The 12937-nt window shown below is 33.9% G+C and carries 13 protein-coding genes; all 13 read left to right on the top strand.

Features of this window, described 5'->3' with window-relative positions:
• Nucleotides 1–35 precede the first annotated feature (35 nt).
• The 13 genes from FAZ25_RS07525 (at nucleotide 36) to FAZ25_RS07465 (ending at nucleotide 12718) form a co-directional block, all read left to right on the top strand.
• Nucleotides 36–827 carry a DNA/RNA non-specific endonuclease gene (locus FAZ25_RS07525; protein ID WP_004902809.1) on the top strand — a complete coding sequence of 264 codons (792 nt, stop codon included), beginning with the start codon at nucleotides 36–38 and terminating at the stop codon, nucleotides 825–827.
• A complete protein-coding gene (locus FAZ25_RS07520; RefSeq protein WP_004902807.1) occupies nucleotides 827–1537 on the top strand; it encodes a hypothetical protein in 711 nt (236 codons plus the stop codon). The genes FAZ25_RS07525 and FAZ25_RS07520 overlap by 1 nt, the downstream gene beginning before the upstream one ends.
• Entirely contained in the window at nucleotides 1530–1832 is a 303-nt protein-coding gene (locus FAZ25_RS07515; RefSeq protein WP_004902805.1) for a hypothetical protein, read from the top strand. The genes FAZ25_RS07520 and FAZ25_RS07515 overlap by 8 nt, the downstream gene beginning before the upstream one ends.
• Entirely contained in the window at nucleotides 1825–3327 is a 1503-nt protein-coding gene (gene mobP2, locus FAZ25_RS07510; RefSeq protein WP_004902803.1) for a MobP2 family relaxase, read from the top strand. The genes FAZ25_RS07515 and mobP2 overlap by 8 nt, the downstream gene beginning before the upstream one ends.
• A gap of 345 nt (nucleotides 3328–3672) precedes the next feature.
• Nucleotides 3673–4098 carry a hypothetical protein gene (locus tag FAZ25_RS07505; RefSeq protein WP_004902801.1) on the top strand — a complete coding sequence of 142 codons (426 nt, stop codon included), beginning with the start codon at nucleotides 3673–3675 and terminating at the stop codon, nucleotides 4096–4098.
• Nucleotides 4099–4652: 554 nt separating this feature from the next.
• On the top strand, nucleotides 4653–6404 hold the full coding sequence (locus FAZ25_RS07500) for an MFS transporter permease (protein ID WP_220457266.1): 1752 nt from the start codon (nucleotides 4653–4655) through the stop codon (nucleotides 6402–6404).
• Nucleotides 6370–7320 carry a glycosyltransferase family 2 protein gene (locus FAZ25_RS07495; RefSeq protein WP_004903070.1) on the top strand — a complete coding sequence of 317 codons (951 nt, stop codon included), beginning with the start codon at nucleotides 6370–6372 and terminating at the stop codon, nucleotides 7318–7320. The genes FAZ25_RS07500 and FAZ25_RS07495 overlap by 35 nt, the downstream gene beginning before the upstream one ends.
• Nucleotides 7321–7428: 108 nt before the next feature.
• Complete coding sequence (locus tag FAZ25_RS07490) at nucleotides 7429–8295, top strand: CAP domain-containing protein (protein ID WP_004903067.1); 867 nt, start codon at nucleotides 7429–7431, stop codon at nucleotides 8293–8295.
• 589 nt (nucleotides 8296–8884) lie between these two features.
• Nucleotides 8885–9343 (top strand): hypothetical protein, encoded by a 459-nt coding sequence (locus tag FAZ25_RS07485; RefSeq protein ID WP_243236204.1) that lies wholly within the window; start codon nucleotides 8885–8887, stop codon nucleotides 9341–9343.
• An 8-nt stretch (nucleotides 9344–9351) separates the two neighbouring features.
• Entirely contained in the window at nucleotides 9352–9594 is a 243-nt protein-coding gene (locus tag FAZ25_RS07480) for a hypothetical protein (RefSeq protein WP_192269316.1), read from the top strand.
• Between the two features lie 218 nt (nucleotides 9595–9812).
• The gene (locus FAZ25_RS07475; protein ID WP_004903059.1) at nucleotides 9813–11030 is read left to right on the top strand and encodes an AbiH family protein; all 1218 of its coding nucleotides are present in this window, start codon (nucleotides 9813–9815) and stop codon (nucleotides 11028–11030) included.
• A 424-nt stretch (nucleotides 11031–11454) separates the two neighbouring features.
• Nucleotides 11455–11913 carry a hypothetical protein gene (locus FAZ25_RS07470; RefSeq protein ID WP_004903057.1) on the top strand — a complete coding sequence of 153 codons (459 nt, stop codon included), beginning with the start codon at nucleotides 11455–11457 and terminating at the stop codon, nucleotides 11911–11913.
• The gene (locus FAZ25_RS07465; protein ID WP_004906470.1) at nucleotides 11903–12718 is read left to right on the top strand and encodes a hypothetical protein; all 816 of its coding nucleotides are present in this window, start codon (nucleotides 11903–11905) and stop codon (nucleotides 12716–12718) included. The genes FAZ25_RS07470 and FAZ25_RS07465 overlap by 11 nt, the downstream gene beginning before the upstream one ends.
• The last annotated feature ends 219 nt before the right edge of the window (nucleotides 12719–12937 follow it).

The following is a 12937-nucleotide window of genomic DNA, read 5'->3' as shown; positions in this document are numbered from 1 at the left end:
AAAAAGGTAGTTAGAGCTATGAAAGTAGGTAGTCAATGAAAAACTATAAACGCGCAAAATATTTTAGACGTATTTTGATAGTACTTGTCATTTTAATTGGCATCGGCTATTACAATCGTGTCACTCTTATGCAGAAAATAGTTTCACTCAGTACTGAATCACAAATCATTAATATTGATAAAAAAACGCACCATGAAACAGAAAACGAGCAGCTAGCAAATCAGAAATTTAACGGTCAATCTGTTGTGGCAGTCAATCAAAATCATTCAGCATTTTCACTGGATGAGTTAAAGCTTACAGCGACCGGTTGGCAAAAACTTTCTGGTCTAGATTGGCTAGGTCGACCGCAGGTAGCGAATGCTTTGTTAAATAAAAAGCTGATGCCCCCAGCTCAAAAGGATAAAGCACGTGAACGATTAACTGTGCAAACACCTGGTTACCATGCCATTAAAACGGGCGTCAATGAAAGCGACTGGTTATATAACCGAAGCCATCTGATTGGCTATCAATTTACAGGTTTGAATAACGAGCCTAAAAATCTCATTACTGGCACTAGACAATTAAACGCAGACAGTCGTCCAAATGCTAAAAGTATGGTGACTTACGAGACAGAAGTAGCTGATTATTTGAGACAATCTGATAGCCATTATGTGCGCTATCAAGTAACCCCAATATACCGCAATATGGAATTAGTGCCTCGTGGGGTTCACATGATGGCACAGTCACTAAATGACACTGCGATTGACTTCAATGTTTACATTTTCAACGTGCAGGATAGTTGGCAAATTAACTATCAAAACGGTCAGGCAACAAAAGGGGTAAAGTAATGAAAGATGCGATTGAAATCAGAATTGAACACATCAAAAACCTAGCCAAAAGGAAAAATTTTCTCACAAAAAAATATGCCAATCAAATAGCTTCAGACGTCCCCCAAAAAATTCAAGACGAACTTCAACTCCTAGATACCTTATTGGCTGATTATGATGTGCCTGAGGAAATTTATCAATCAAGTCCGAAAATGATTACCATACGAAATTCGAGAGACGAAGAGTGGTATTTCCAACAAATGCTTAATTGGTTAAAGCGGCATCCAGATGTAATCAATGGTCATTTCGCTAGAAGTACGATTTATAAATTTACTCTTCATTTTTTTGTTGAAAATATTGTCCTCAATTCAAAAAACGCTAACTTGACAATTGGCGAACTGGCCTCAAGGTTAAATGACCTCACGCAATCCAAAAATGAAGTTAAACTGACAGCACAAAATAAAAATATTGAGGAATCGTTAAGCTTCATGATGTCAATGATCTATCATCTGATGGACACAGTACCTGAATCAATTGACCCAACAAATAAAGTGCAATACATGCTTAATCCAATGAGTGAAATTGAACTGAAGGCTTTGGGAACAGAAACAGAGTTAGAGGAAGACTCGGAATTAGCAAAATCGTTTGCCGCCTATAAAAATATTCGCTTCCGAGATAAACAAAGGATCCAAAAAATAAATCAAGAGAGAGGAATCATTTCAAATGACTAAGACCAAACAGAACAGAAATAAACAGTTAAAGCAGTATCTGAAAAAATTACAAGAGCATGATTGGCACAAACCAGCAACTTATAACAACAAGATAGCAACAAGACCGATTAAAGATTTAGTTGATTACTATAATGCGCAGATGGTTTTGGTATTAAGAAACAATTTTCATCAATCATTGGAGAGTGTCGCCAGTATTTTAGATATTCCTAAAGTCAAAGTTTTTCGTTTGTCCGAAAAATATGAGCAAGAGTTCGATAGCATTGAAGAAATTCAAGAGGCAATTCAAAATGGCTAAAACAGGAAAACTAGCAGCTTTTAAACTAGGTGAAAAAAAGACCGCAATGGTTAACCTGCCAGCACAATTTGTGACAGCCAGTTCAGCAAATGCCAAAGGTCAAAAGTATTCTAACTTAGTTGATTACGCAAATAACAAGGATAAAACCGACGATCAAAATAATGAATCAATCACTGAATTATTAGATTTAAAAAAACAATTCAGTGAGTCTGGTTACGCAACACGTACCTCTGCAACAACTGAACAAGAACCAATATTTAGCAGTGACAAATTACACTACAATAATCACGACATATCTGTCTTACGCAAGCGGTTAGATAAAGCGCAAGCAAATGGCAACAACATTCACGAGTTAGCGTTTTCTCTACGTGGTGACTGGTTAGTCGAGAACAACTTGTATGATCCAAAAACAGGTAACATTGATCAAGACAAATTAAAACATGCCCAACAAAAAGTCGTGAAAACATTGATTAACCAGGGTTTTAAACTACCTTTGGGTGAATCTGACCGAGACGTTGTCTGGTTTGGGGTGATTCACCAGGACACCGATCATCTAAATATGCACCTCTGGTTTGCAAAAGAAACGAAAGAGGAAAGACCTGAAATGTTAAAACAATCAGGTCCCTATAAAGGCCAACCAACAGGGGTCATTCCATTACAAAAGATTGAATTAGCAAAACGTGAGTTTAGACATGAGCTGATAAACGATAAGTCAAGGCAAAAACGTGTAGATGTCCTCAAAGGCTTAGGACAATTAAAAAACGAAATCGTTGAAAATAGCGGTAAAATATTTGGAGAGACGCGTTATCTTGAACAAATCAAAGCGATATACAGTGCCTTGCCTCAAGAGCAAAAAGGACACTGGCAAATCGGTAACAGTAGTCTAATGGCAAGCAATACAAACATGGCGAAGGCCAACCATCTCACCAACCAACTACTTAATGATATGTTTCAAAACGAATTCAAGTCAGAATATGATGAGTTCAAACAATTGGCCCAACAATTTGATGCTTTTAACATTGAGGATCAGGGTGTGATGCGCAAGGGTCAGCGCAAACTCTCTGAAAACAAAGATGAGGAATTGCGTAGGCGACTTGCCAATAAACTCTATCGCCATTTTAATGAAATTCATGATAATGATTTGGAAATAATAGATCATAAATTAATTGACATCAAGTCAAGAATTCACGATTATCATGCTAGTCATCTCAAAAAACCTATGAGTAAAACTGGCCTTAAGGAAAATAACATTCACGGAAGCAATTCAAAGGTAGCACAAGTGAACATTATTTCTCCCAAAAATAGCTTCAAAAAAACACAAGCAGATAGCGTGATGTTGAAAGACAACAAATCATTCTCAAAAATCAACCGGATCTGGCAACAAGACATTCGAGCTGAAACAAACGCAGAACGTCAATTCTTACGTAACCAAAAGACCGCGGCGAGAGAGCAACAAATCGAAGACATAGAATCACAAAATCACCGTACCCTTTAGGGAAACTATGTCACACTAAGCGCATTATCTTAACGGTCTTAGCGATTAATTTCATCATCTTCAACCCGAGGTCTTTCACTCTAAATCCAACTATGAGTATTTGTTAGTAGCTGGTCTTCTCTTTTTAGTGATGAAAGTCTGTTGCAACATGAACATCATCATGTCTTGAAACATTTCAATTAATATGAATTAGTTGTAATAGATGTTCCATAACATAAGAGAATTTGATATTGGTATATATTATCCTAACGTTATGAGATAATATAAATTAATAGATTTACCTGCAAAATTAATACTTTAAAAAAAATATATAAAAGGAATATTCATCATCTCATTGGGTTTCTTATGTCTCCAACATTAAAAAAAATTAGAAAAGAATACGTTGATTTTAGTAATCAGAGAATGCCATGGTATTTAAAAGAAATTACGTTTTTTACGTGGTTTGTGATATTGTCCTCAATATTAATATTTGAGCCAGGGGCTGAATCACAAAATTTACCTCTTTTGGATCAAATTCAAAACCCTAGTGATAGAGCAGGAGTTAAAATAATATTATCGCTTATATTAGTATCAACTACTATGTTAATTCTTAGACACAGATGGATTGTCAGATCAAGTGAAGCCAAATTATATTTGGAAAAAATATATATGTCATTCACTACAAATGGACAACAGATGCTCACTGAAGAATTGCGATCCACTATACCTTATTTACAAGTATTTAGTACTACAACTGCCGCATTTGCTTTTTTCTTTCAATTTTTAGCTTGATTTTCAACACAACTTCGAAAGTCGTTGCAAAATTCATGTGGTCCGATTTTTATAACACTATAACCATAGTTGGTTCTTTCTTAGCTATTGTGATTTACAGTTGGATTTTTATGATATATGGATTTTTTGACGATTTAGCATATAAAGAAATAGCAATAATATTAAGAGAAATTGAGTATGATAAAAAACAAAATTGAAATTAAATATTTAACATGTGTTTTCTACCCATACCAATTAAAGTTAACATAACACGTGCTATCCAAAGCAACGCTATGACAGGCTTTTCAAAGTCTGTTTTTTGTTTGTTAAAAAAAGAAAATTCACAAGCTTATTTTTAACTCAACGCGACGGTTTTTTGTATTTGTTATAGGATGATTTTATCGAAAATAAAAAAGAACAAATTGTAACAGTGTTCTTATTTCATTCTTTAATTTATTGTGTCTACATTGACTTCAAAATAGTAATTCAAATATTTTATAGCATTACTAATTCAATTATTATCATGTATACTAAAGATATGTACACTATTTTCTAATTTTTTTTGGGGGATTATTTTGAAAAAATATTTACGAGCGAATTTACCTTTTCATCTGATTTTTTTGTTTACAGCGTTAATACTCTTTCTGCCATTTTTACTAAACGGTGAATTGGTACTATGGCGCGACAGTCAATTTCATTTAGCGCGCTTCCATGAATTGATCATGGATCAACAGTACGGACAGTTTTTCCCAGATATTGTGAGACATTCAGGAAAAAACACTTGGGGTTACGGACTCAATTTTTTTTACCCATCTTATTTTTTCTATCCACTACTATTTTTATGGCGTCTTACCGATCTACCTATAACATCTATTATAATTTTTAATATTTTGGTGCTTTATTTTACACTCTGGTCAAATTTCTCAATTATGTATAAGATCACATCGAAACTGAAACTTTCTTTCACGTTCTCTATTACATATATACTTACAGCTGGAGTAGGGAATGCAATTGTCGATAATGTGGCAATTAGTCGCATTGAGTATATGACACAGTATGCTTCAAATATCGTCTTATTAATTGCACCAGTGATATTATTAAGTTTATATAATATTATTTTTCTTCATCAAAATAATACGTGGTTACGAGCCGCCATATATAGTAGTATTGCTATCATGCTGTCAATACCAACTACTTTAGGCATCGTATTGACGGTTGTTTTTATGGTTATTGTTTCGTTTTTTAAACGGCAGATGACCTGGGACAAAATAAAATTCCTATTGATCACTCTGGCTGTAATACTAGCGCTTTCATCTGCATTTGTATTTCCATTTCTTCAACAACGAGGAGCTAACAGCTGGTCCAATCTACCAAATAATCCTGATTTATTCGGCGCCAATTTTAACACAGTTTTTGGAAGATTGTTTAATATTGAAGATGCCTTATCATTACTAGTTATTATTTTTGCTGTGCTACTGTTCGTTTATAAAAAATTTAATGAGACTTACACACTTTTAACTATTTCATATTTGGCGGCGATGTTATTTTTATATTCGAATTTGTTTCCTTGGTACCTAGTGAACCCTGCTTTAAGCGGCGCATTACAAATGACCTATCGTTGGAACTTTTTACCCGCAATTGTGGGTAGTGTGTTTGTAGCCTTAGCCGTAAATGATTTAGGAAAAATTAAAAAATGGTTTTTTCCTATAGTTTGCCTTGGACTTTTATATTTAGCTTTTAATTCAATGATGCTGAACACTGTTGCCAAGAAGTTTCATGTTGATGGCTTTAATAACACAATCAACCGCCTTATTTTGCCAACTAAAGATAGTATTAAGACTGATGGTCTGTTTACGGTTAATAATTCAAATATTCAAGTGATATTGAACAATCCTAATCTTGCACTAGATGATTATCGTGCACCTGGTCAAATGAAATATCATAAAAAAAATTACATTGAATCGTTAGTAAAATTTGATCAAAAAACCTACCCTAATAAGACTACTGTGAAAGGAAATAGTTTTTTGATTAACACTATTCCCAGAAACGTAAAAAAGGTACAAACACCCATTACCTATCTGAAAGGGTTTGTAGCATTTAATGAATCAGGGGAAAAACTTAGTTTATACAAGGATACCGAAGGATTTATTTCAGTTACTCCTCATGGCGCGAAAATGATTCGTTTAGAGTATCACAAAACCTGGGTACATCAAGTTAGCATTTTAATTTTCATGTTGAGTTGGGCAATACTAGGTGGATATTGGATTTTTAACATTTGGAAAGGCAACATTTATGAAAACACTCTCGATAATCGTACCAGTTTATAATGAAGAGGAAACATTGAACCTATTCATCAGCGAAGTGAACAAGCAAACAAAATCTTTACCATTAGAAAAAACTTTTATTTTTATTAATGATGGGTCGCAAGACAATACACTTTTTAAACTAAAAGAGTTGACTCAAAAATATCAAAACATAAAATATATAAGTTTTTCAAGAAATTTTGGTAAAGAGGCAGCACTTCTTGCAGGTTTAAGAGCAGCCACCGGGGACTACGTGACTGTAATGGATGCAGATCTACAAGATCCACCCGCAATGTTAAACGACATGTACTATAAACTACAATCAGGCTATGATGTTGTTGGTACGCGACGTACCTCTCGTGAAGGGGAACCTTTTATTCGGTCTATTTTTGCGAAGCTTTTCTATAAAATAGTCAATACTATTTCAAGCACCGAAATGGTAGACGGAGCAAGAGATTATCGTTTGATGACTCGACAGGTTGTCAACAGTATATTGGAATTAAACGAACACAATCGCTTTTCAAAAGGTATTTTTACATGGGTTGGTTATAGAGTGTATTATTTAGAATACAAAAATCAAGAAAGGGTGGCAGGAAAAACTTCTTGGAGTTTTTTCGATTTGTTGGGCTATTCGATTGACGGTATTATCAATTTTTCTGAAACGCCGCTTAATATTGCAACATTTATCGGTTTTCTTAGTTGCTTCTCTTCTTTTACTTTGAGTGCATTTTATCTCTTTAAAACGCTCTTTTTTGGAGATCTAGTAACGGGTTTTCCAACGTTAATAGTACTTATTTTACTTCTTGGTGGACTACAATTACTGTCTCTCGGTATAATAGGTAAGTATATTGCAAAAATATTTTTAGAGACTAAGAATAGGCCTAACTATATCATTAGCGAAAGCAACTTAACAAAACAGTCGAACACATTTAAAAAATAATATTTAATCTTTTCTTGATTCTCAAACGTTATAGTGCTATAACTAAGTTATGTTATGCACAAAGCCATCGATGTGATGGTTTATATAAGAGAGGGAAAGAGGTCGAAAATGAAGTTTTTAAAATGGTTAATTGTGACTTTAACAGTTACTATGGGGCTATCACTTTTTGGTACCAAGGTAAATGCTTCCGTTATTCCATTTATTAGTTATCAGGCCCATGTGCAAAATGTCGGCTGGCAAGGTTGGGTCTCCAATGGTCAAACAGCCGGCACTGTTGGACAAGCATTAAGAGTAGAAGCATTTAAAATGGAGCTACAGGCTAACGGATTTTCCAATAGTTCCCTTGAGTATCGAGCTCACGTTGGTGGTATTGGCTGGCAAAATTGGTCTTCTGATGACTCAGTTGCTGGAACAACCGGACAAGGACGCCAAGTGGAAGCATTCCAAGTTAGATTGAAGGGAGATATTGCACAATACTACGATATTCAATATAGGGCTCATGTTGAGGGTACAGGTTGGCAAAATTGGGTTTCTAACGGTGACTTAGCTGGAACAACTGGACAAGGACGCCGCATTGAAGCTTTCGAAGTTAAATTGACTCAGAAGAACAATGTAACACCCAACGCAAGTCCCGAAGTACAAATTTTGTTAAACTCTTTGAATGCAAAGCGTCAATCTTTAGGATTAAATCCAGTATCACTTGATGCTAATCTTTCTGCTCGAGCTGAAGCACGTGCAGAAAATGCTGTTGCAAATGGTGGCCTTCCAACAAATCATTTGCATACAAACGGTGAGGTCGTTGGAATAGGTTGGAACCCTCGTGATATGATTAATGCGTGGTACAATGAAACAAACATGATAACCAATGGCACTCCTGGTCATCGTATGTGGGTTGCTAATCCCCGCGCTACGAAAGTCGGATTTGGAATTGTAGGAAGTACAATCGTAGGCATATCTGACGTAGGTCAATATTAAACAAAAAAGTAGTCTATAGTAGACTGCTTTTTTTCAACATTTTTCTTGAGTAACTAATTTGTTCTAGCAAAGAGGACATTTTTTTGTTCAACTAATTTAATAATTCGTTTGCTACTCAAGTCTAATATCATTTATTATTAATCGTTTAAAAATGCTGTTACGCTTATGTTAGAAACATTAATCATGCTCAGGATTCTATAAAGCATAGCCTAACATTTTAAATTTTTTAACCAAAAAAATGGATAGGAAAAGAAAATTAGTAACTATTTAAAACATGCCCAACAAAAAATCGCGAAAACATTGATTAACCAGGGTTTTAAATTACCTTTGGGTGAATCAGACCGAGATGTTGTCTGGTTTGGAGTGATTCACCAGGACACCGATCATTTAAATATGCACCTCTGGTTTGCAAAAGAATCGAAAGAGACAAGAACTGAAATGTTAAAACAATTAGGTCCCTATAAAGGCCAACCACCTCACCAATCAATTACTTAATGATTTATTTCAGACCGAATTTAAAGAGGAGTATGCTGCATTTAAAAAATTGGGTCAACAATTTGATGCATTCAACATTGAAGACCAGGGAGTGATGCACAAAGGTCAGCGCAAGCTGTCAGAAAACAAAGATGAGGAGTTGCGTAGGCGACTTGCCAATAAACTCTATCGCCATTTTAATCAAATTCAAGATAATGAATTAGAAACAATTGATCGCAAATTGATTGGCATCAGGTCAAGAATTCATGATCACCAAGATAGCCATCTCACAAAGACGACGTTTAAAACTGGCCTCAAGAAAAACAACATTCAAGAAAGTAATTCAAAAGTAGCAAAAGTAAATAATATTCCTGTCAAAAATAACTTCAATAAAACACAAATAGATAACGTGATGCTGAAAAACAACAAATCCTACTCAAAAATCAACCGGATATGGCAACAAGACATTCGAGCTGAAACAAACGCAGAACGTCAATTCTTACGTAACCAAAAGAACGTAGCCAGAGAGCAACAAATTGAAGAAATAGAATCACAAAATCACCGTACCCTTTAGGAGAAACTATGACATACAAAGAATATCAAGCACATTATCTTAACGACTTTAGCGATAAATATCATCATCTGCCACAATTTGACACAGCGAAAAGTATAGCCAAAGTGTTACACCAACGTTTTATTGTCAACGACTTAACCGAAGTATTACAGCATAGTATTGCCGATAAATTTGATGTTACAGATGCCGGTGTCAAACGAATCATTAATTTACTGACGAGAGATGGTGAGTTTCAAGAACTGAAATTATGAACCCATATTTTTTCGTAGCAGCATCGCCTAAAATAACTCATTTTCAGCAGATAGTTCATTAGGATCACTAATATTGTGCACAGGCTTTCGCTAACATGAAAAAAATTCGAGATGAAACAGGTTTAACTGTCATTAATGACATATAAAATCGTATATTATTCATTAAAAGGATATGCTATTCTGAATAATACATGAATTAGTAAAAAAGAGGTTGCCAAATGAATTATAACCAATGGCTTATTTTAGGAAATGGGTTCGATTTGCAAGCAGGATTGAAATCAACATTTGTTGATTTTTACAAGAGAAGGTATAATTTAAACAATTTAAGTAATATTAACTCCATAAATCATAATTGGGAAGACAACCTGTTGAAAAATAAACAGCACAGTTCCGTTTGGGATTTATTGATCTGCACTTATCTAGAAAATAATTTTGATAGTTTACAGAATTGGAAAGATGTAGAAAGTGTCATAAAAGAAATTTTACAAGGTGTGCATGGTACTAATGTACATTTTTATGCCAATATTTTTCAGGATGCGGCAAAAGTTATTCCAATTTCCTGGCAATTTAGGGAAATGATTCATGGTGATTCTACGTTAGACAATGATGAAAAACATGCCTTACGCGATTATTGGCTCTGTTACTACATAATTGAGAAGTTGGTACATTCATATCCCTATTTCAAAGACTACGTTAGTGAAAAAACTGATCTCGATGACACTGAAAATTTTATTCTTAATCTCAGTGACGTTCGTAGCATTTTATCACCATTGCTTTTGAAAGAACTCAAAAAATTTGAATCAGCTTTTTCGGAGTATCTTGATGAACAAATATTAAGTGACACAGGGTATGTATTGAATGCAAAAAAGTTATATAAGATTATAGCCGATGATCCCATTATTTCGACTCAAGTATTGTCTTTCAACTACACCCCAAAAATTAGTAATGATATATTGATTTACAGAAACATTCACGGTTCGTTGAAGGATAAAAATATTATTTTTGGCATTGATGCCTCTGATAATGAAAATGGACAAGGTTTTGATCCTTACCTAGTGAAATTTACTAAAACATCCAGAATTTTGAAACTCACAAACAATTCAATTAGTAACATCAAAGAGGACTGGAACAGTCAATACGTTGATCAAATAACGATTTACGGCCATTCACTAGGGGAAGCTGATTATTCATATTTTCAATCTATATTTGATAGTGTTAACTTATATCAGAGTTTCACGAAATTAATCTTTGCATACTCGATTTATGATTCAGATAAATCAGAAGAAATAGAGACCACTTATGAAACTGCAGTAGAAAAACTGATGACTAGGTATGGACAATCTTTTACAAACCAAAGCCATGGTCGGAATTTATTGCATAAACTACTACTCGAAGGACGCATACAAATACAATTAATTAAACCAGAAATTGAATAATTGTATTTGTGAAACTTAGTATATTTTTGAATATCTTATAAAAAAACCTAGTATTTTTCGACAAGGTTCTTTTTGATTTTTTTTTGCTTTTATTTGAGGAGGGACAATCCAAGCGTGACCAAATAATAGGGCTACGAAAGCTGGAAAATGCATTGAAGATTTAGCTGAAATCTTTGATAAATTAAATGAAGCATGCAGCCGTCCTCTTTATTCTTTATAATGCCATTACTGATATTTGCTGACAAATTCGTGGTAACAGCATACTGTGTGTCACTTTCACCCAATTATTTTACTTATGGGGAATTCTTTAACTGAACCACTGGTGTACCAATTCGTTCATTAATTCAATGTGTTTTTTGTTTTAATTTATGATAAAGTAACTTTAATAGTTTAATTACAAAGAAAAGGTAGAAGGAGCTCTAGTATGTCCGACGATGTAATATTTAATATTTCTATTCCATCGGATTCGGATGGATTTGTTCTGCTACAGTGTTCTCTTTGTGGCGAGTTTTTTAAAATGACACCTACTGACTTTGAAGATGATTCACAACTTCATATCTGGTGTCCAAACTGCGGATTGAATCCCGACAGTTTGATTTCTGAAGAGGTATTTGACATAGCTACGAAAGTGGCTAGTAATCATTTATCAGATTTGATTAATGATTTCGGCAAAGAATTAGATAAAACATTCAAGAGTGGAAACATAAAATATAAACCGGGTCAAAAATTAAAAAAGGATTCGATTGATCCGATTTTTTCAAGAATAGTTAACTTAGAGGTTGAAAAATATAGATGTTGTCACAAAGAAGCTAAAATTAGTCCAAACCTAAAAATAGAAGGCGGATATTGTCCGTTTTGTGGGGAAATGCAAATTGGAAATTAATAAAAAGGAACTAAAGAAAACAAGTAGAAAATTCAGGCATATGGCTTCAAGAGTTTTAAATGCTCGTTATAATGAAATCAATTCAATTATTAAAATGTTTATTGAATATATTGAAGATACGCCTATAATTAATGAATATATTCAAAGTATCTTCGTTGAATTTCCTAACTTACAAGAAGAAATTGATAATGTATCTGCAAGTTATGGTGAGTTTGTTTTGTCAACTGGTGATACACCTGAACAGGAAATTAACTATGTATACCAAATTTTGAAATATATCAGTGAAAATACTTCTGTTCAAACATATGCTCTTGGTTGGGGTTATACATCTTCCAATAAGTATCAAGATATGGTAAAAGAATTCGGAAATCGAGTTGTAATGCCTTTTGCAGATGGAATTGATGTTTATTTAGCTGATATTGCAACCGATATGGGATATGATGAAGAAAGTAGATTTATGATAAATGTAAGTGGAGGTCAAGCACAGGTAAACATATCAAATGACAACAGTACTTTAAATGCAACACAAAATATTCAGGTAAACCCATCGGAGATTGCAAGTTTAATTACTGAGCTGAAAGATAATATTGAAAAAGAGTTGACAGATAATCAGAGTATAAAAACTATTTTATTATCTCAAACTCAGCTTATTGAAGATGAGACGGCTAATGAAAAGCCAAAAAAAGAAGTTTTAAAGACAGCTATTAATACAATTCAAGAATTATTAAAATCGGTACCTTTAGCAGTGACAGCGGTAGAAAGTAGCAGAAAATTGTATGAGCAGATAGCTCCATTGCTTAGTTAGAAGGTTACGGGCTAGAACTATAAAAATTTGCGGCATATAAACTACTTGATTATGCACAAAAATAAAGGTTTCCAACAAAACTTTCACAAAGCCCTTTGAGGCTTTTTTTAAATTTCACGAACAAATTGATTTTAAACTAATCTCAATAGTTAAGTGAAGTTTAATCTTTCAATCAACCACGTTATTTATAATTCATATAATAAGTATTCATTTATTTTA

It is taken from the genome of Leuconostoc sp. LN180020 (assembly GCF_014844115.1).
In the GTDB taxonomy this organism is placed as follows: Bacteria; Bacillota; Bacilli; order Lactobacillales; family Lactobacillaceae; genus Leuconostoc; species Leuconostoc citreum.
The sequence above is the reverse complement of the archived record's forward strand: the minus strand, read 5'-3'. Positions and strand labels throughout refer to the sequence as shown.